The sequence below is a fragment of the Stutzerimonas stutzeri genome, from assembly GCF_013522825.1.
GTDB classification, from domain to species: Bacteria; Pseudomonadota; Gammaproteobacteria; order Pseudomonadales; family Pseudomonadaceae; genus Stutzerimonas; species Stutzerimonas stutzeri_AK.
This window is the reverse complement of record NZ_JAAMQZ010000008.1, coordinates 115349-134116: the sequence shown is the minus strand read 5'-3', so window position 1 is coordinate 134116 and position 18768 is coordinate 115349. Positions and strand designations below refer to the sequence as shown.

Annotated in this window: 18 protein-coding genes; 13 read left to right on the top strand and 5 right to left on the bottom strand. The window is 64.1% G+C overall.

The genetic code is table 11. The features are described from left to right. Positions 1 to 3 precede the first annotated feature (3 nt). The 13 genes from G7020_RS07615 (at position 4) to G7020_RS07555 (ending at position 13798) form a co-directional block, all read left to right on the top strand. Positions 4 to 1050: a hypothetical protein gene (locus tag G7020_RS07615; protein WP_181083334.1), complete on the top strand. Its 1047-nt coding sequence runs from the start codon at positions 4 to 6 to the stop codon at positions 1048 to 1050. Beyond that, complete coding sequence (locus G7020_RS07610; RefSeq protein ID WP_181083332.1) at positions 1047 to 3041, top strand: VWA domain-containing protein; 1995 nt, start codon at positions 1047 to 1049, stop codon at positions 3039 to 3041. Before G7020_RS07615 ends, G7020_RS07610 begins: the two co-directional genes overlap by 4 nt. A gap of 4 nt (positions 3042 to 3045) precedes the next feature. Next, the gene (locus tag G7020_RS07605; protein ID WP_181083330.1) at positions 3046 to 3744 is read left to right on the top strand and encodes an ABC transporter ATP-binding protein; all 699 of its coding nucleotides are present in this window, start codon (positions 3046 to 3048) and stop codon (positions 3742 to 3744) included. Next, entirely contained in the window at positions 3728 to 4951 is a 1224-nt protein-coding gene (locus G7020_RS07600; RefSeq protein ID WP_219852613.1) for an FtsX-like permease family protein, read from the top strand. Before G7020_RS07605 ends, G7020_RS07600 begins: the two co-directional genes overlap by 17 nt. An 85-nt stretch (positions 4952 to 5036) precedes the next feature. Then, the gene (locus G7020_RS07595) at positions 5037 to 6488 is read left to right on the top strand and encodes a formylglycine-generating enzyme family protein (protein WP_181083367.1); all 1452 of its coding nucleotides are present in this window, start codon (positions 5037 to 5039) and stop codon (positions 6486 to 6488) included. 41 nt (positions 6489 to 6529) lie between these two features. Next, positions 6530 to 7264 carry a hypothetical protein gene (locus tag G7020_RS07590; protein WP_181083327.1) on the top strand — a complete coding sequence of 245 codons (735 nt, stop codon included), beginning with the start codon at positions 6530 to 6532 and terminating at the stop codon, positions 7262 to 7264. A gap of 211 nt (positions 7265 to 7475) precedes the next feature. Continuing rightward, entirely contained in the window at positions 7476 to 7970 is a 495-nt protein-coding gene (locus G7020_RS07585; protein WP_181083325.1) for a hypothetical protein, read from the top strand. Between the two features lie 60 nt (positions 7971 to 8030). After that, positions 8031 to 9275: a VWA domain-containing protein gene (locus G7020_RS07580; protein WP_181083324.1), complete on the top strand. Its 1245-nt coding sequence runs from the start codon at positions 8031 to 8033 to the stop codon at positions 9273 to 9275. 176 nt (positions 9276 to 9451) lie between these two features. Beyond that, entirely contained in the window at positions 9452 to 9658 is a 207-nt protein-coding gene (locus tag G7020_RS07575) for a hypothetical protein (protein WP_181083321.1), read from the top strand. Between the two features lie 61 nt (positions 9659 to 9719). Then, a complete protein-coding gene (locus G7020_RS07570; RefSeq protein ID WP_181083319.1) occupies positions 9720 to 10634 on the top strand; it encodes a LysR family transcriptional regulator in 915 nt (304 codons plus the stop codon). Between the two features lie 197 nt (positions 10635 to 10831). Beyond that, a complete protein-coding gene (dctP, locus tag G7020_RS07565) occupies positions 10832 to 11824 on the top strand; it encodes a TRAP transporter substrate-binding protein DctP (RefSeq protein ID WP_014854594.1) in 993 nt (330 codons plus the stop codon). 91 nt (positions 11825 to 11915) lie between these two features. Further along, complete coding sequence (locus G7020_RS07560) at positions 11916 to 12485, top strand: TRAP transporter small permease subunit (protein ID WP_181083317.1); 570 nt, start codon at positions 11916 to 11918, stop codon at positions 12483 to 12485. Next, positions 12482 to 13798 carry a TRAP transporter large permease gene (locus G7020_RS07555; protein WP_181083316.1) on the top strand — a complete coding sequence of 439 codons (1317 nt, stop codon included), beginning with the start codon at positions 12482 to 12484 and terminating at the stop codon, positions 13796 to 13798. The genes G7020_RS07560 and G7020_RS07555 overlap by 4 nt, the downstream gene beginning before the upstream one ends. Before the next feature lie 149 nt (positions 13799 to 13947). On the opposite strand, the gene G7020_RS07550 is transcribed toward G7020_RS07555, so the two are convergent. The 5 genes from G7020_RS07550 to G7020_RS07530 form a co-directional block, all read right to left on the bottom strand. After that, on the bottom strand, positions 13948 to 15414 hold the full coding sequence (locus G7020_RS07550; protein WP_181083314.1) for a carbon starvation CstA family protein: 1467 nt from the start codon (positions 15412 to 15414) through the stop codon (positions 13948 to 13950). A gap of 479 nt (positions 15415 to 15893) precedes the next feature. Beyond that, entirely contained in the window at positions 15894 to 16658 is a 765-nt protein-coding gene (gene madM, locus G7020_RS07545; protein ID WP_181083312.1) for a malonate transporter subunit MadM, read from the bottom strand. Positions 16659 to 16662: 4 nt separating this feature from the next. Then, positions 16663 to 17061, bottom strand: a complete 399-nt coding sequence (gene madL / locus G7020_RS07540; RefSeq protein ID WP_181083310.1) for a malonate transporter subunit MadL — start codon at positions 17059 to 17061, stop codon at positions 16663 to 16665. A 117-nt stretch (positions 17062 to 17178) separates the two neighbouring features. Next, positions 17179 to 18114, bottom strand: coding sequence for a malonate decarboxylase subunit epsilon (mdcH, locus tag G7020_RS07535; RefSeq protein ID WP_181083308.1), 936 nt, complete (start codon positions 18112 to 18114; stop codon positions 17179 to 17181). Next, positions 18111 to 18731: a malonate decarboxylase holo-ACP synthase gene (locus tag G7020_RS07530; RefSeq protein ID WP_181083306.1), complete on the bottom strand. Its 621-nt coding sequence runs from the start codon at positions 18729 to 18731 to the stop codon at positions 18111 to 18113. Before G7020_RS07530 ends, mdcH begins: the two co-directional genes overlap by 4 nt. Between the last annotated feature and the right edge of the window lie 37 nt (positions 18732 to 18768).

The following is an 18768-nucleotide window of genomic DNA, read 5'->3' as shown; positions in this document are numbered from 1 at the left end:
TTCATGACCATACGTGTCGATCTGCTGGCCCTTGAGCCGAACATTCCCGGCCAGGCCCGGCTGGCCGTGAAGAAATGGCGCGGCGCCAGCGAGAGACTGGAGTTTTCTATCCAGCGCAACCAGGACCAACTCTACCTGCAGGGTAACCGCCAGTGGAGCAACAACCCGTTCTGGTTCCAGGTGCCGCGCTTCAACCAGGGCGCCGACGAGGACGTGCTGGAAACTCCGATCGGTCCCGAAGTGGTCGATCCCCTGCTCGAAGGCAGCGGCAGCTCCAATTACCGTATCGAGCTGCGCGAACTCGATGGCGGCCTCGCTGACCAGGGCGTGGTGCTCCCCGGCCAGGGCCTGCTGTCGTCGATTGCCGGTGGCGAAACGCGCGCCCTCTATGATGGCGGCAACCTGAGCGCCGTTCCTGAGACGCCTGCTGTGGAAATCCCGGACCTGCCGACACTGGAGCTGCCCGAGCCGCAGCCTGCCGCGGAGCCGATCAGCGTCGAGCCCGAGCCGGTTGTCGCTGAGCCTGTCAGCCCCGAGCCAGCGGCGAAGAAGCGCAGCCTGCTGCCGCTGATCCTGGGCGTGCTGGTTTTGCTGGCAATCGCCCTGGGCCTCTGGTTCTGGCTGAAGAAGCCGGCGGTCGAAACGCCGGTCGAGACGCCGCCCACAGCAACCGAACCCGCCGCAGCCAGCGAGCCAGTCGCCGCCGGCCCCTGCACGTTGGAAAGCATGGCCAGCCAGAGCGAGCTGAGTTTCGTGCAGAACTGCATCCGCGAGGCACCGGACAGCGCCGCGCTGCTTGAGATCATCGCCACCGCCAAGACTGCGGGCCATTGCGGTATCGCCCAGCGCCTGTACGCCAATCGCGCCCAGGCCGGCGATGTGCAGATCGCCCATGCCTATGCACGCGAATACGACCCTCAGTTCCACCAGCCCAGCACCTGCTTCGCCGAGCCGGATGCGGCGACTGCGGCCTACTGGTACGAAACCATCCTCGCCTCGGTCCCGGATGACGCCCAGGCCCGGCAACGCTTCGAGGAGCTGCAGCCGTGAGCCTGCGTATTTCCTGTGCGGCCCTGCTGGCGCTATGCGCCAGCGCCACCTTGCAGGCGGCAGACAAGCCCCTGTTGCAAGAAGGCAAGCAGACCCTGTTCCAGCGCGTGCTGACCACGCCCAACTGCCAGCTGAGCGCCACTGCCGGCGGCAATGGTGAAGCACAGCCGGCGTTCAGTCGCTTCTACGTCTACGAGCGGGCTCAGGCCGGCAATGCCGAGTGGCTGCGCGTCGGCCCGGACAGCTATGGCAAGAGCATCGGCTGGCTGCCGGCGGCCTGTACCGTGGACTGGAAGATGCAGCTGACCCTGGCCTTCACCAACCCGGCCAATCGTGACCGCCTGCTGTTCTTCAAGGAGCGCCCGACCCTGGAAGGCATCCTCGATGCGCCCGACCCGGTCAGCCATGTCGCGCCGCTGCGGGCCAAGCTCAAGCAGGGCCGGCCGGCGCCAGGCGTACTGGCTCAGGAGCCGGAATTCTTCGTCGATCTGCAGAAGGAGTTCTACCTGCTGCCGGTGCTCAGCGGCGAAGAGGTGATGAGCGAAGAAGGCTTCCGCATGCGCCTGCTCAACGTGGCCTCGGTGAGCAAGGCCGACACGCAATCCACGCCCGGCGGCAACGCGGCGGGCATCACGAGCGCAACCGGCGGCACCAGCCAGCCGGCTATCACCAGCCAGCTCAAGGAATTCAGCGCGGCGGTGGTGTTCGTCATCGACTCGACCATTTCCATGGACCCCTATATCGAGCGCACCCGCGAAGCGATCAAAAAGGTCTACGCGCAGATCGCCGTGGAGAACCTCGGCAAGCAGGTCAAGTTCGGTCTGGTCGCCTTCCGCTCCAGCACCCAGGCCGTACCAGGCCTGGAGTACGTCAGCAAGATGTACGCCGACCCCAACACCGTCACGGACGGCGCCGACTTCCTGAGCAAGGTCGCCGAGCTCCGGCAGGCCAGGGTATCGAGCAGCAGCTTCGACGAAGATGCCTACTCCGGGATCATGCACGCCATCGATCAGGTCGACTGGAGCCAGTTCGGCGCCCGCTACGTGGTTCTGATCAGTGACGCCGGCGCCATCGAGGGCGACAGCAAGCTGTCCGGGACCGGCCTCAGCGCCGAACAGGTACGCATCGAGGCCAGCAACCCCGGCGTGGCGATCTATACCCTGCACCTGAAGACCGCCGCCGGCCTGAAGAACCACGGCAAGGCCGAGGCCCAGTATCAGGCGTTGTCGACCTATCCGGGCACCAATACCTCGCTGTATTACCCGGTCAATGCCGGCGATCTGGACGCCTTCGGGCGCAAGGTCGATGCCCTGGCCAGCGCCATCACCAGCCAGGTCAAGGCCGCCTACATGGGCGACGAAGCCATCGGCAGCGCGCTGAATGCCAAGGCGGAACCGCAGGCCGCGAGCAGCGAAGAGCAGAAGATGCTCGACGACGCCGCGCTGATAGGCCACGCCATGCAACTGGCCTATCTCGGACAGAAGACCGGCACCCAGGCGCCGCCGGTGTTCCAGGCCTGGATCAGCGACCGCGACCTGATCAAGCAGAACCTGCCGACCACCGATGTCCGCGTGCTACTGACCAAATCCCAGCTCAGCGACCTCAGCGACGTGCTCAAGCAGATCCTCGACGCCGCCAACCAGGGCCTGATCTCGCCCAGCGAGATGTTCGAGCGCCTGCGCTCGGTGGCCGCCACCATGGGCGCCGACCCCAACCAGCTGAAGCAGGGCGACAACACCCGGCTGGCGGAGCTGGGCATGCTCGGCGAGTACCTGGAAGACCTGCCCTACCAGAGCGAAGTGCTCAACCTGGACGAGGAAACCTGGAAAAGCTGGGACGGCCTGGCCCAGGAGAAATTCATCCGCACCCTGAGCACCAAGCTGCGCCATTACCAGCGCTACAACGCCGATGTGGACCGCTGGGTAGCGCTGGCCAAGGACAGTGACGCGCGCGACAACGTGTATCCGGTTCCGCTGGAAATGATGCCCTGACCCCATGCTCGATATTCAGGGACTACGGGTGGCACGGGGCACCGGCAACCAGGCGCATCGCGTCTGTCTGCCGGCCCTGCAACTGGACCATGGCGAGATTCGCGCCATCACCGGCGAAAGCGGCTGTGGCAAGAGCACCCTGCTCGAAGCCATCGGTCTGCTGCTCGCGCCACAGGCGCTGACGCACTACCGGCTGGGACGTGAGCGGCTGGATATCCGTCAGCTGCTGCAAAACGATGACCAGCCGGCGCTGGCGGCGGTGCGTTCGCGCCAGCTGGGTTTCGTCCTGCAGAGCGGTGGCCTGCTGCCTTTTCTCAAGGTGCGCGACAACATCAGCCTGCCGCGCCGCCTGCTCGGCCTGCCCGTGCGCAGCGCCCATGTCGAAAAAGCCCTTGACGTGCTGCGCCTGCAACCGCTGCTCGACAAATATCCCCAGGCCCTGTCCATCGGCGAGCGTCAGCGCGTGGCCTGCGTGCGGGCCATCGCCCATGAGCCGCAACTGCTACTAGCCGACGAACCCACCGCGGCGCTCGACCCGCACAATGCACGGCGGCTGTTCGAGCTGCTGCTGGGCCTGGTGCGGGAGCTGGGGCTGACCGCGCTGGTGGTTTCACACGACTGGGCGCTGATCGACGAGTTCGGCCTGGCGCGGCTGGGCGCTGTCAGCAGCGAGGGGGAGACACATTTTGTCCCTGCGGCTTGATCGCTTCATCCTGCTCGGCAGGCTGGCCCTGAGCGATCTCTGGCACGACCGCAAGGTATCGCTGTGCGTGGCCGCTTCGTTGGTGGCGGTGATCGCCCCGCTGCTGCTGCTGTTCGGCCTCAAGCACGGCGTGGTCAGCCAGTTGCAGGACGAGCTGCTGCGCGATCCGCGCAATCTGGAAATCAAGCTGCTGAGCAGCGGCAGCTACGACACAGCCTGGCTCACACGACTGCAACAGCGCCCGGAAACCGGCTTCGCCATCGGCCAGACCCGCTCGCTGAACACCCAGGCCGACCTGCTGGGCGCCAGCCGGCGCTTTGTCGAGAATGCCGAAATCATTCCCACCCAGGCCGGCGATCCGCTGCTCGACACGCCATTGAGCGCACTGCGTGGCAATCAGGTGATTCTCAGCGCACGTGCCGCAGAGCGTCTGGACGTCCAGGCTGGGGACTCGCTGCGGCTACGGGTCACGCGCCGGCTCAACGGCGTCAACGAGCGCGGCGAGCAGGCTTTACAGGTGCTGGCGGTACTCGATCCGGCCCGTTTCGCTCGCCCCGCCGCCTTCGTCACCCCCGAGCTGTTGCTGGGGCTGGAGCGCTTTCGCGATGGCTATCAGGTGCCCGCGCTGGGCGCGCACAACGGCCATTCTACCGAGGGCCTGGCACCCGGTTACGCCCGCGCGCGGCTGTATGCACGGGATATCGACAGCGTTGCATCACTGGAGCGCTGGCTCAACGAACAACATATCGAAACCACCAGCCGCCTGGCCGAGATCGACGCGGTCAAGGCCATCAACCATGTGCTGGGGGTGATCTTCGGGGTGATCGCCGGCGCTTCGCTGGTGGGTTGCATCGCTTCGCTGGTAGGCGCTTTCCTCGCCAACATCGACCGCAAGCGGCGCAGTCTGGCGCTGCTACGCCTGCTGGGTTTCCAGCGTGGAGCGGTGGCAGGCTACCTGGTACTGCAGGCGCTGTTTCTCAGCAGCGCCGGTTATCTCGGTGGGCTGGCCTGCTATGGCGTCGGCAGCCTGCTGTTCAATCATCTGCTGGGCAGCAGCCAGGCCACCGGCAGCTTCGTCTGCGACATCACCTTCTGGCATGGGCTGATCGCCCTGTCGCTGGCGCTGCTGGTGGCCGCGCTGGTAGCCCTCGTCGGCGCATTGCGCGCCATCAGCATCGAACCTGCGGAGAGTCTGCGTGAACTCTAGAAACTGGTGCCGTTTCCTTTTGTTGCCGCTCGGTCTGGCCTGCACCCAGGCCTTCGCCGCTTGGGACGAGAAACACTTCAACCCCATGCCCGAAGCCGACGACGTGGTCCTGCCCATGCCCTGCGACGGTTCCATGGTGTTTCGCAAGGTGCATATTCCGATGGCCGGCCCGCTGGACGACTACCCCATCAACATCGGCCAGGACAGCGCTGAATGGGGCTACGTCGAGCAGACCCGCCCGGCCTTTATCGCCGGCAGCTTCACCTCCAATGGTTCAGAGAAGTCGCGCTATTACCTGCTGGCCAAATATGAAATGACCCAGCTGCAGTACCGCGCCCTGACCGACGAGAACTGCCCGACGCCCTCCAACAAGTTGCGCCTGCCCGTGGTGGCGGTCAGCTGGCTGGATGCGCTGCAGGCTTCGGACAAGTACAACCTGTGGCTGCGCCAGCACGCGGCGGACAAGCTGCCGAAGGAAGACGGCGCCCTGGGTTTCGTCCGGCTGCCGACCGAGATCGAATGGGAATTTGCCGCACGCGGCGGGCTGGAGGTCGGCACAGCCGAATTCCGCGACGGTCGCTACCCGATGGCTGAGGGGCTGAACGGCCATGAATGGTTCGCCGGCTCGCAGTCGGCCAACGGCCAGTTGCAGTTGTCCGGCCTGCTCAAGCCCAATCCGCTTGGGCTGCACGACATGCTCGGCAACGCCGACGAGATGATCTTCGAGCCCTTCCGCCTGAACAAGCTCGACCGCCAGCACGGCCAGGCCGGTGGCTACGTGGTGCGTGGCGGCAACTACCTGACCGCACAGGGCGAGATGCGCACCGCACTGCGCAAGGAAGAGCCCTACTACAACGCCCAGGGCCAGGTGAAAAACAGGACCACCGGCCTGCGCCTGGCGCTGGTGTCGCCGACTCTGACCTCGCGCGAGCGGGTCGCCAGCATCGAAAGCAGCTGGAAGAAGCTCGGCAGCGGTGATGAAGAGACTGCTGTCGCCAAGGACAAGGGTACGGTGCAGGCGCTCGAAGCACTGGCCTCCGGCGTCGAGGACCAGGCCCTGAAGGATCAGCTCAAGTCGCTGGAAAACCAGCTGCGCGCCAGCAACCAGCAGCAGGAAGAGGCGCGCGACCAGGCCATTCGCGCCAGCCTCAACCTCGGTGCCTTCCTCTGCACCAAGATGCTCGATGATGGCCAGTACCTGGACTTCCTGCAGAAGAATTACGACCTCAACTGCGCCGAAGGCGAGCAGGACCCCAGCTGCCCGATGCGCAAGGACAAGCTCGACGAACAGCAGGACCGCCTGCACAAACTCAGCCGCTACTACGCCAGCAGCCTGGTGGAGTCGGCCACCCTCTATGGCCAGCCGCTGCTACAGAAACAGCTGCCGGTGATGGAAGAGCTCATCGGTCGCAACAAGCAATTGCAGGAGCTCAAGCCCTATCTGCGCACCCACTGGGCCAACCAGAAGGCCTTCCTGCAGACCCAGAAGATCGACACCGGCGCCTGGCTGACCAGCTGCAAGACCGTATCCCGATAATCAGAAAAAAAGCACAACGCCAATACACAAGGAGCGACAACATGAAACTGAGCCAAGGTTTGTTTTCCAGGGCCGTCCTCGGCTTTGTCATGGCGGGCAGCATTCTGCTGAGCGGCTGCGCCAGCACCGGCAGCCTGCTGACCGATAACTCGGTGCCGGCCGCCGACCCGCGCCTGACCCAGGGCAGTGACGCCGCATTCTTCAGCAAATCGGGCTTCACCGCCTGCGCTGGCGCTGCCGGGGTCGGTGTCCTGGCCTGCGCCCTGTCCAATTCAAGCGACAAGGCCACTTGTGCCATCGTTGCCGGCATCGCCGCCTGCGGCGTGGCCATGGGCGCCAACTACTACTACGACCAGCGCCGTAGCCAGTACGCCAACACCGCCGAACGCCTGCAGGTGATGAGCGCCGACATTCAGAAAGACACCGAGCAAGTCGCTGCCCGTACCGAAACCATGCAGCGCGTCATTCGCGACGACGAGCAGAGCATCGCCGCCATCCAGAAGTCGATCAAGAACAAGCAACTGGACAAGGCCCAGGCCGAGCAGGAGCTGGCTGGCGTCGACCAGAACCTGGCGTTGATGCGCAAGGAGCTGGGCAACATGCGCAACAAGGTCGCCGAATACGAGAAGACCGCCAAGCTCGAGCGTGAAAGTGGCGCGGGCTCCGACGTGGCCAGGATCGAAGAGGAAATCGGCAAGATGAACCTCAAGGTCGCGGCCCTGCAGCAGGAAGTCGACGGCCTCTACAGCCAACGCTCCGCGATCACCCTGGGCTGAGAGGGTGTTTAGAAAAGTAGCGAGCGAAGATCAGGCAAGGCGAAATCAGCCGAGAAACATAGCGCAGCGAAGTAACAGCCGCAGGCTGGCCCGTAGGGTGAGCGCAGCGAATCAAGCGGAGTGTACGAGTAGTACATGAGCATTTTGAGGCTGATTTCAACGCAGCATGGTCGAGCGCAGTAATTTGTAAACATCCTCTGAGGCGACGCACATGAACCTTCGACTGTTGTTTCCCGCCCTCGCGGCGCTGACACTGGCCGGTTGCGCCACCGCGCCGACCAACTGCAACTCCGCCAACAACGACGCGAGCCTGATCACCAAGATGCAGTGCGACCACTCCGGCGGCTATAGCGCGCAGATCCAGCAGCGTGAGCAGGAACTGCTGGACGCACGCGCAGAAAACGAGCTGTTTCACCGGGTGTACGAGGAGATCAGCGCGCAGCAGCAGGCCACTCGCCAGAGTCTGGACGCCCAGCGCCAGCGGCAGGCCAGCCTGCAGCAGTCGCTGAACAGTCTGCTGAGCCAGCTCAAGAGCCGGCACGCCAGCAAGGGCCAGGTCCAGCAGCAGATCGCAGCCCTGGAACAGGACCTCCAGCGCAGCCCGAGCAGCGGTGGCAGTGCTGCCGACATCGCCGCACGCCAGCAGGAACTCAAGGCGCTGCAGCAGAAGGTCAGCCGTCTGCAACTGAGCCTGGGTTACGAGTGACACGGCTCACGGCTTCCAAGGGCCGTCGCTGGCGGCCTTCATTTTTCAGGAATTCGCTTCATGCAGCGGGTGACACGCGACTCGGCAACCTATCCCCAGCAGGCGCTATCGGCACTCGACGCCAAGGTCGAGCTGATACGCCGGCATTTCCCGCCCAGCGTCGCCAGCCTGTACGCCACGCCGCGAACGGGCGACGACGGAAACCTGCAATGGTGGTCGGAGCTGGCGGGTCAGCCGCACCCCTACGCCGAACTGAACGCCGACCAGCAGCGCCGGCTGCTGGAAAAATATCACCAGCGCCAGCACGCCATTGGCCATCTGGCCAACGAGCTGCAGAACCGTGGCCAGGACGACACCGCCGCCAGCCTGCGCAGCCTGATCGGTGCGCCGGACCTGGCCAATCTCTACAGCCTCAACGATGAACCGCTGGTGGTGCGCTGGGGCCTGCCGCCACCGCCTCCGGTCGCGCCAGCAGCCCCACCACTGCCGCCCCGCTCAACGCCTGCGCCGCGCAAAACCTGGCGGCTGCGCCTGTCACTGTGGTGGCTGCTGTTGCCCCTGTTGCTGCTTCTATTGCTCTGGCTGCTCTGGTTCTGGCGTGGCTACCTGCTGCATCTGATCGACCCCACGCCCATGACCAGCTATGCCTGCCAGCCGGAAGGTGCACGAGCGCCGGATTTCGCTGTGGTGCTGGATACCTCCGGATCGATGAACCTCAACATCGACGCCTCGCCCGAGGACGAGCAGTGGATCAATACGCTCGGCGGCAACCTGCCGGACACCAACCCACGCCGGGTGCGCGTCCTCAGCGAGCCAACCCGCCTGTCGGTGGCCAAGCAGGCGTTCGTCGGCATGCTCGACAACCTGCACCCCGACATCGATACCCGGCTGATCACCTTCGATGGTTGCTACAACCAGATCGACCAGGGCCTGTTCAGCCAGAGCCAGCGAGCTCAACTGAAACGCGGCGTGCAGCAGCTCGGCGCCAATGACGGAACGCCGCTGGCCAGCAGCCTGGAACTCGCCGCCAGCCAGGTCGATGGCCGTCTGCACGATGCCCTGGTGGTGATGTTCGTCGATGGCGAGGACGGCTGCGAACGCAACGCCTGCGCCGTGTCACGCAGCATAGCCCGCCAGCAGCCGCGCCTGCGGGTCAATGTGGTCAATATCAGCGACAGCGAACTCTCCAACTGCATCGCCGAGAATACTGGCGGTCGTGTGTATACCGCACGCAACGCAGCGGAAGTGGCGAGCATGCTGCGCGAGGCCAGCCAGGAAGTGTCTGCCAACCCGGGCTGCCCATGAACTGCGCACCACTGCTTCGGGCTTCGCCGTAATCGCCCGATTACGCAAACGCCCGCGGATGACCATTCAGCGGGCGCCCACCGCGCGGCGATGAACGGCTAGGGAGCGAGCCCGGCAAAGTGACAAAATGACATCACGGCTGTGCGCAGCCATTCCGATGCCCAGAGTGACTTTCCATGCCCGCTGACAAACGCTACTCCATCATTCTCGAACACACCGGCCAGGTTCTGCTCGAGCACGCCCCGCTGTCGCAGATCGAAGCGTTCTGGGACGCCAACGACGCGCTCTACTTCGGTCTGCGTATCGAAGACGAGCAGAGCGATCACGCCCGTGTGTTCGTCACCGACGTGTGCCCGGAAGAGGAAGACGCCGTCTTCGCCTAGGTGTTTAGTCCGACCCGCTGCTTGTTAGGCATAATCGACTGACCGCAAGCGGAGCAACGGCATGCAGATCGACGAAGAACTGACCCTGAAGAAGCTGGAAGTGTTTCTGGCCTTCATGCGCAATGGCAGCCTGAGCAAGGCGGCCGCCGAGCTGAATACCAGCAATGTCAGCATACATCGCGCCATCCACTCGCTGGAAAGCGCGCTGCGCTGCCCGCTGTTCAAGCGCGAAGGCCGCAATCTGATCCCGCTGGAAAGCGCCTTCGTGCTGGAGGAGCGAGCCCAGCAGCTGGTCAAGGACGTCGTCGAAACGGTGCGACAGACACGCGAGGCGGCGGGCTTCTCGGCGGAACGGTTCAAGCTCGGCGCGTTGTATTCATTGACCGTGAAGACCGTTCCGCAGCTGATCATGGGGCTCAAGCTGCGCCGCAGCGAACTCAATATCGACCTGATCCTCGGCTCCAACGTGGACCTGCTCTACAAGCTGAAGAACATGGAGCTGGACGCCGTCCTGATCTCCCTCGATGACGGCCTGATAAACCCTGACTGCGAGCAATTGCTGCTTTTCGCCGATGACATCTTTCTTGCCGTACCCACCGATTCGCCCTTCGCCGAGCAGGCGGAGGTGGATCTGGCCGACCTGCGCGACGCCACCTTCATCACCCTCACTCAAGGCTTTGCCACTCATCGCGACAGTGCGCGGGTATTCAGCCAGGCGGGCTTCGAGCCGAACGTGGGCATGCAGGTCAACGACATCTTCACCCTGCTGAGCATGGTCAGCTCCGGCGTCGGTTACGCCCTTCTTCCCGGGCGTGTCGCGGCGGTGTACGAGAACCGTATCCGCCTGATCCCGCTGCAGGCCCGTTATCGCCTGCAGCAGCAGATCGGCGTGGTCTTCCTGAAAGCCAAGGAGCGCGATCCCAATCTGCTAGCGCTCGTCGCCGAATGCCGAATGTACCGTGGCAGGTCCCGCTGACAGGCCGACCCTCGCTGAATCGTTAACCTTTCCGTAACGATGCTAGGGCAGTCTTAATTGTTGCGCCCCCTTGCACACGCTAGCCTGCAGTTGGCTCGAATAAGCAAGCCTGACAACAAGAAGAAATTCCTCTGACGTAATAAAAATAATTATGAACCGCATGGCGCGGTTCTGATGTGTCAATCCAGGAGAATCCAATGAAAGCCCTACTCCGTACCTCGGTCGCGGCTGCGCTGCTGGTCGCCAGCATCCCCAGCTTCGCCGAAACCGTCCTGCGCGCTTCCCACCAGTTCCCCGGCAACCAGGGCGACCCCCGCGATGAAATGGTGCAGATCATCGCCCGCGAAGTCGCCGCCGCCGATGTCGGTCTGAAGGTCCAGATCTACCCGGCCTCCTCGCTGTACAAGGCCAACGAGCAATGGGGTGCCATGACCCGTGGCCAGCTCGACATGACCGCCCTGCCGCTGGACTACGCCTCCGGTCGCGTGCCGCAGTTCTCCGCCACGCTGATGCCCGGGCTGGTCAAGAACTATGAGCATGCCCAGCGCCTGAACCAGTCCGACTTCATGAAGGAAATCCACGCGCTGGCCGAGAAGAACGGCGCGATCATCCTCGCCGACGCCTGGCTGGCCGGCGGCTTCGCCTCCAAGGAGCGCTGCATCACCTCGCCCGAGACCATCAAGGGACAGGTCATCCGCGCTGCCGGGCCAGCCTTCGAAAACATGCTCGCCGCCGCCGGCGCCTCGATCTCGTCGATGCCGTCTTCGGAAATCTACACCGGCATGCAGACCGGCGTGCTGGACGCCGCCAACACCTCGAACGACAGCTTCGTCTCGTACCGCCTGTACGAGCAGGTGAAATGCCTGACCGCGCCGGGTGAAAACGCCCTGTGGTTCATGTATGAACCCGTGCTGATCTCCAAGCGCAGCTTCGAGCGCCTGACCCCGGAACAGCAGGAAGCGATGCTGGCCGCCGCCAAGAAGGCCGAGGCCTACTTCGCCGAGGAAGGCCCCAAGGGCGAGAAGCGCATGAACGAAACCTTCTCCAAGGCCGGCGTGGAAGTGGTCAGCCTGAGCAAGGAAGAGCACGACGCCTGGATGCAGGTCGCCCGCGAATCCTCCTACCAGTACTTCGCAGAGAAGGTCAAAGGCGGCAAGGATCTTCTGGACAAGGCACTCGCCGTGCAGTGATGCCCCATCACGGCCGCTTCCCCGGCGGCCTTTCACTGCGTTCGAGCCCACCCCGTGGCTTTTGCAGTACGGCGGGCTCCAGGAGTTCTTTATGTCCAGACGTTTTATTAGTGCCATCGAGGCCCTGTCGCGCCTGGGTGGTGTCAGCGCGGTTTTCCTGCTGATCATCGCCATGGTCGTGATGTGCCAGATGATCCTCATGCGTTACCTGTTCAGAGCCCCCACGATCTGGCAGACCGAGGTGGTGGTGTTCGCCGCTACCGCCGCGATCTTCATTGGCGCGCCCTATGTGCTGATGAAGAAGGGGCACGTCGGTGTCGACGTGATCGAACTGATGCTGTCGGCACCCAACCGCCGGCGCTTGCAGTGTCTTGGCGCCGTGCTGGGCCTGATGTTCTGCGTGCTGATGAGCGTGGCCAGCGGCATCTACGTCTACGAGGCCTGGGAAGGCGGCTGGACCACCCCGACCATCGCCGCCATTCCGCTGTGGATTCCCGCAACGCCCATGCTGGTGGGCTTCTGCCTGCTGTGTCTGCAATACGTGGTGGAGCTGATGAAAATGATTCGCCCGGAACTGGCCATCTCGCCTCAACGAAACGCTGAAGGCCAGAAGGTCGAAACCATCATGCACAGCCATCAGCGCCTGGGAGAAACACCATGACTCCAACCCTTGCAGGCGTGCTCCTGATCTGTGCCTTGCTGCTGTTCCTCGCCACCGGCATGCCGATCGCCTTCGCCCTGGGCCTGGCGGCCATGGGCGGCCTGTTCCTGGCGATGGGCCCGGAGGTCATCGGCGTGGTGGCGGAAACCATGTTCGCCGGCATCGGCAACCTGGCTTTCGTCTCGATCCCGATGTTCGTGCTGATGGGCGCCATCGTCGCCGGTACGCCCGCCGGCGCCGACCTGTATCGCGCGCTGGACCGCTGGATGTACAAGGTGCCAGGCGGCCTGGTGCTGTCGAACATCGGTGCCTGCGCGGTATTTTCCGGCATGACCGGCTCCAGCCCGGCGACCTGCGCGGCAATCGGCAAGCTGGGCATCCCGGAGATGATCAACCGCGGCTACCCGTCCTCGGTGGCGACCGGTTCGATCGCCGCAGGCGGCACGCTCGGCATCCTGCTGCCACCCTCGGTGACGATGATCATCTACGGCATCGCCACGGAAACCTCCATCGGTCGGCTGTTCCTCGCCGGCGTGTTGCCCGGCCTGATGCTGACGGTGATGTTCATGGGCTGGGCGATGCTCGATGCGCGGCGCAAGGGCTTCCGCTTCGGCGCCGAGGGCGTGTACTACAGCCTGCGCGACAAGCTGGCGGCGCTGCCGCGGATACTGCCGCTGATGCTGATCATCCTCGGCGTGCTCTATGTGCTCTATGGTGGCGTGGCCACGCCTTCCGAAGCCGCTGGCGCAGGCGCCATGCTCACGCTGGTGGTGGTGGTGCTGGCCTACCGGCTGTTCAAGATGGGCACCTTCCGCGATATCTTCGGCTCCGGCATGCGGGAAAGCGTCATGATCATGATGATCCTGGCCTCCGCCGAGCTCTTCGCCTTCGCCCTGTCGTCGCTGTACATCACCCAGTCGCTGGCCGAGGCGATCGCCAGTCTGGAGGTCAACCGCTGGGTGCTGATGGGTGTGATCAACGTGTTCCTGCTGGTGGCCGGGATGTTCCTGCCGCCGGTGGCGGTGATCGTGATGTCCGCGCCGCTGCTTTTCCCCATCGTGGTGCAGGCCGGCTTCGACCCCTACTGGTTCGCGGTGGTGCTGACCATCAACATGGAGATCGGCCTGATCACGCCGCCGCTGGGGCTGAACCTGTTCGTCATCAACGGGATCGCACCGCAGGTGCCGACGCGGGAAATCCTCTGGGGCGCCCTGCCCTATGCACTGGTGATGGTGCTGGCGATCATCATCCTGTGTCTGTTCCCGCAGATCGCTACCATCCTGCCGGACTATGTGATGGGTGAAGCCATCTAGAAGTGAAATGTCATCAGCCGTGTTGCGGGCCTCCTCGGAAGCCCGCTTTTTTTCACGATTGCGTCGTGGACGGCTTGGGTCTCACAAGCAACCCGCCAGCTGGGGCCCAACGCGATGCTCAGTCGAACATCGCAACTTCGCCCCCGCGTTTAGACGGCCACCGCTGTACGCTTGCTGTTTTTGAACACCAGGCCAATCAAGCACACCACTGCCACCGCGATACCGATCGGCTTGCTGTATTCCATCGGCAGGTTCAAACCGATACCCGCCGTTGCGATGTAGGCCACCGTGATGGCTGTACCGACCACTGCTGGAATGCTGGCGATCCAGTGGAAGGTGCCTCTGTCGAACAGGTACTTGGTCGCCAGCCACAGCACGCTGGTCGACAGCAACATGTTGGAAAACGCGAAGTAGCGCCAGATCAGCGAGAAGTCCAGGAAGGTCATCAGATAGGCCACACCCAGCAGCGGCGCGGCCAGCGCCAACCGGTTGAGGGTCGTTTGCGAGATCTTGAACGCATCCATGATGGTCAGGCGCAGTGAACGGAAGGCCGTGTCGCCGGAAGTGATCGGGAATACCGCAACGGCAAGAATCGCCATCACACCGCCGAACACGCCCAGGTAGCTGGTGGCAACGTGATTGACCACCAGGCCGGGGCCGCCCTGATCCAGCATGCCTTTCAATTCGGCATAACCACCGGGGAACGCCGCGATGCCGGCCAGCGCCCAGACACAGGCCACGATGCCTTCGCAGGTCATGGCGCCATAGAACACCGGGCGGGCATATTTCTCGTTGGTCAGGCAACGGGCAATCATCGGTGACTGGGTGGAGTGGAAACCACTGATGGCGCCACAGGTGATCGTCACGAACAGCAAGGGCCATACAGGCAGGCCGTCAGGGTTCGGCGTGAGGAAATCATGCTCCTGATGGTTATGCACGAAGAAATCGAAAATACCCGATACCTGCGGCAGGTGAGGTGCATCGAGCAGCAAGGCCACGGCGACCAGGGTGGTCATCACGATCATCAGCAAGCCAAACGCCGGATACAGCTTGGTGATGATCTTGTCGATGGGCAACAAGGTGGCGAGGAAGTAATAGCCCAGGATCACCAGCACCCAGAAGGTGTTGCCACCCAGAATGGTGCCCTCGAAAAAGGACAGGTTACTCAGCAGCCCGGCCGGGCTCATGATGAACACCACGCCAACGAAGAACAGCAGCATGGCGGTGAATATCAGCATGCAGCCCTTGAACACCACGTTGTAATAGTGACCGGCGATTTCCGGCAGGCTCTTGCCATCCTCTTTCAGACTCATCACACCGGAGAAGTAGTCATGCACCGCGCCGCCGATCACGTTGCCGAGCACGATCCAGACGAGCGCGATCGGCCCATACAGGGCACCCAGGATGGGGCCGAAGATGGGGCCGACACCCGCAACGTTGAGGAACTGGATCAGGAAGGCCTTGAAGGGACTGACAGGAACATAGTCGACGCCGTCGCGCAGACGTTCCTGAGGGGTTACGGCAGTAGGGTCTATGCACGCCTGTTTTTCAACGAAGGGGCCATAGAACTTGTAGCCGAGAAAAAGTATCGCAAGGCTGATGAAGAAAAGAAGCATGGAGCAAGTTCCTCATTATTTTTTAAGTAGTTATGGGACTTATCCTAAAGCGTCAGCAGCCAACGGGGTCGAAACCGCAGAATACTTTAGGAGAAGCCCAGAGCCGTTCACGGCCAGCTTGCACATGCTCATCGTTCGATTTCTTGAGAACGCAGCGCGTCGGCGATGACACGCCGCGAGCCATCAGGCGCATCGAGAGTGTTCAGCCAGGCAAACCGCGCATGACGAAGAACGAAGACGGCCCGAGCAGGCAATCTAGACGGTGCAAGCCGACAGCAGGCAGCCGTAGGGTACCAGTTTCGGAACGGTCGTCGCGCACCGCTCGACCGCTCAGGCAGCGGACACGGCGCCCGCAGGAGAATCGTGCCAATCGGCGGGGCCAACGACTGTACCGCCCCGGTCGACAGGCGAGACATCGAGCAAACGCGCCCTTGCGGGCGCGCTGTGGTTTACGTTGAGCGTTAGCAGCCTGTCAGGCCTCAGCCAAGCAGTCCGCGCATGATGAAGAACAGCAGCGAGGGGCCGAGCAGGCAACCCAGTGCGGTGTAGAATGCCGCGGTCAGACAGCCGTAGGGCACCAGTTTCGGATCGGTCGCCGCCAGCCCGCCGGCGACGCCGCTGGAGGTGCCGATCAGGCCGCCGAAGATCACCGCCGAGCGCGGGTTGTTCAGGCCGATCAGCGGCGCGACGAAGGGCGTCGCCACCATCACCAGGATCGCCTTGACCAGGCCCGCCGCGATGGACAGCGCCATCACCTCGGAGCTGGCGCCGATCGCCGCGCCGGTCACCGGCCCGACGATGTAGGTCACCGCGCCGGTGCCGATGGTGGTCAGGCTCACCGCATCGGTGTAGCCGAAGGCCACCGCCACCCCCACGCCGGCCACGAAGGACGAGAACACGCCGATGAACAGCGCCAGTACGCCGACGAAGCCGGCGCGCTTGAGCTCTTCCACGCTGACGCCGAAGCCGGTGGCGACGATGGCGAAGTCACGCAGCATGGCGCCGCCGAGCAGGCCGATACCGGAGAACAGCGCGATATCCACCAGACCCTTCTCACCCCCGGTCAGCATGCCGCCGATGTACGACAGCAACAGGCCGATGAGGATGGCCACCGCCGAGCCGTGCAGACGGCCCTTGGTCAGCTTGTCGGACAGCCAGTAGGAGAGCCACATGGTGGCGCCGATGATGGCGAAGCCGCTGATCATGCCGTAGCCGGAAACAACCTTGAGTAGTGATTCGTACACAGGATCAGCCCTCTGCAGTCAGCGGTGTGGCGGTGGCGGTATCGGCCTTTTTCTGGCCGATCCGGTCCAGCACCGGAACCAGTGCGAAGGCGATGACGACGGCGGCGACACCGGCAAGGATCGCCATCGGGCCACCGCTCAGCGCGCCGTAGACGTTCTGCTGGGCAGCCATGGCAACGACGATGGGAATGTAGACGGCACTCCAGAACTTGACGCCCTGCTCCGACTCCATGCTGAACAGGCCACGATTCTTCAGGTAGCTGCCTATGAGAATGAGCAGCACCATGGCGATGCCGACACCGCCGACGTTGGCCGGCACGCCAATAGCCTTGCCCAGCAGTTCGCCGATGAAAATGCCCGTCAGGGTGCACAAGGCCAGAAAGGCCACACCGAAGATAATCATTGTTATTGTCCTCTTGGGTTGCGCTCGTGCCTGCAAGCCGGCCGGGCGCGTATTACGAAGTGAGTTGTAGTTATTCATCGTTCAGGTGGATGGCGCCAACGGCCATCCCTTGCGGTTCTACTCGGCTCGACCTACCTCCCGACGCAGCAATGCATCCAGCGTATCGAGCCGGGCGCCATCGAAGGCGACCAGCGTACCTTGTTCGAAAACCCGTCGTGCCAGCCCGGTCAGCACCGAGCCCGGCGGCAGTTCGACGTGCAGGCGCACGCCGCGCTCGTAGGCGGTGCGCAGGGTGCCGTGCCAGTCGACGACGCGGCACATGTTGAAGGCCAAGTCGTCGCGCAGGCGCTCGGGGTCGCCGATGGGCCGCGCCGTGGTGCCGCTCAGATAGCGCAGGCGCGGCGCGCGCAGGCTGACCGTCGCGAACGCCTCGGCCAGCTGCGCGGCGGGCGCGTCCAGCAGCGCACTGTGGGATGGCACACTGACCGCCAGGCGTCTTGCACAGGAGGCCCCCAGCGCCTTGGCCCGTTGCGCCACCGCCGCCATGGCGGCATCGCTGCCGGCCACGACGAGCTGGTTGTCGGCGTTGATATTGGCCAGATGAACCGGCGCCTGCGGGCCGCTGACCTGCGCCAGCAGCCCTTCCACCTGGCCGAGATCGAGGCCGAGGATGGCGGTCATGCCGAAGCCTTCAGGATAGGCGTTCTGCATCAGCTCGCCGCGCAGCGCCACCAGGCGCAGGGCATCGGCATAGTCCAGCGCCCCGGCGGTGACCGCCGCGGCATAGGCGCCGATGGACAGGCCGGCGACATAGTCGGGGCGCAGGCCGCCGCGCATCAGCAGCCGGGCGCCGGCCACGCCGGCGATCAGCAGGCAGAGCTGCACGGCACGGGTCGAAGCCAGCGCCTCGGCCGAATCCAGCGCCAGGGCGTCTTCACCGAGCACCTCGCCGGCTTCGGCCAGGGCGGCGGCGATCTGTGGTTCGTCCGGCAGCCGATGCAGCATGCCGGGCTTCTGCGCACCCTGACCGGGGAAGGCGAACAGGCTGCTCATGCCGCCAGCTCCCTGGCCGCCCAGGGATTTTCGATCAGCCGCGCGCCCGTGGCGCACTTGAGCAGAACACGCGCCGAGTCGCCGGCCCACTCGCGCAGGGCAATGCCACCTGACGGTGTCTCCAGCTGCATGTCGATACGGCAAGGTGCTTCATCCATCAACTGCTGCAGCTCACCTGCCAGTTGGCGGGACAGCGGTTGCGGGGTACACAGCAGCAGATCGAGATCACTCTCGACATGCGCCGCCTCGACGCCGCTGGCGAGCTGGTAGCCGACCGATCCGGTCACGCCCCAGGCAAGGCCCAGTTCGTCGAGAAACGGCTTGAGCAAGGCCAGCGCCTTGAAGGCAGGCAGCCCACCGCTCGGCAGCCGCTCGACCAGTTGCTCCGGGCTCACCCGACGCAGCACTCTGCTCAGCTCCAGCGTGGTCGCGAAGCGCTGATCACGGCTCGCACCGCGCACGCCGACCGCAACCTGGCCGTCCGCGACGAGCGCACGGCGCACCACGACCGGCTGGCCGGTGGCGAGCACCTGCCGCGCCCAGGCCGGCGCGTCGGCTGGCAGCTGTGTCGGGGTCATGCCCCAGAGCAGGTCGTGGGGACGTGGTGTGTCGTGCATCTGCGGCCTCCTCGTATTGTGTATTGCAGGGCGGCAA

Coding starts and splice junctions, on each gene's coding strand:
- G7020_RS07590 (WP_181083327.1), top strand. CDS start 6,530: ATGAAACTGAGCCAAGGTTTGTTTTCCAGGGCCGTCCTCGGCTTTGTC.
- G7020_RS07580 (WP_181083324.1), top strand. CDS start 8,031: ATGCAGCGGGTGACACGCGACTCGGCAACCTATCCCCAGCAGGCGCTA.
- G7020_RS07575 (WP_181083321.1), top strand. CDS start 9,452: ATGCCCGCTGACAAACGCTACTCCATCATTCTCGAACACACCGGCCAG.
- G7020_RS07570 (WP_181083319.1), top strand. CDS start 9,720: ATGCAGATCGACGAAGAACTGACCCTGAAGAAGCTGGAAGTGTTTCTG.
- mdcH (WP_181083308.1), bottom strand. CDS start 18,114: ATGAGCAGCCTGTTCGCCTTCCCCGGTCAGGGTGCGCAGAAGCCCGGC.
- G7020_RS07555 (WP_181083316.1), top strand. CDS start 12,482: ATGACTCCAACCCTTGCAGGCGTGCTCCTGATCTGTGCCTTGCTGCTG.
- G7020_RS07595 (WP_181083367.1), top strand. CDS start 5,037: ATGCCCGAAGCCGACGACGTGGTCCTGCCCATGCCCTGCGACGGTTCC.
- G7020_RS07560 (WP_181083317.1), top strand. CDS start 11,916: ATGTCCAGACGTTTTATTAGTGCCATCGAGGCCCTGTCGCGCCTGGGT.
- G7020_RS07615 (WP_181083334.1), top strand. CDS start 4: ATGACCATACGTGTCGATCTGCTGGCCCTTGAGCCGAACATTCCCGGC.
- G7020_RS07530 (WP_181083306.1), bottom strand. CDS start 18,731: ATGCACGACACACCACGTCCCCACGACCTGCTCTGGGGCATGACCCCG.
- G7020_RS07585 (WP_181083325.1), top strand. CDS start 7,476: ATGAACCTTCGACTGTTGTTTCCCGCCCTCGCGGCGCTGACACTGGCC.
- G7020_RS07605 (WP_181083330.1), top strand. CDS start 3,046: ATGCTCGATATTCAGGGACTACGGGTGGCACGGGGCACCGGCAACCAG.
- G7020_RS07550 (WP_181083314.1), bottom strand. CDS start 15,414: ATGCTTCTTTTCTTCATCAGCCTTGCGATACTTTTTCTCGGCTACAAG.
- madL (WP_181083310.1), bottom strand. CDS start 17,061: ATGATTATCTTCGGTGTGGCCTTTCTGGCCTTGTGCACCCTGACGGGC.
- dctP (WP_014854594.1), top strand. CDS start 10,832: ATGAAAGCCCTACTCCGTACCTCGGTCGCGGCTGCGCTGCTGGTCGCC.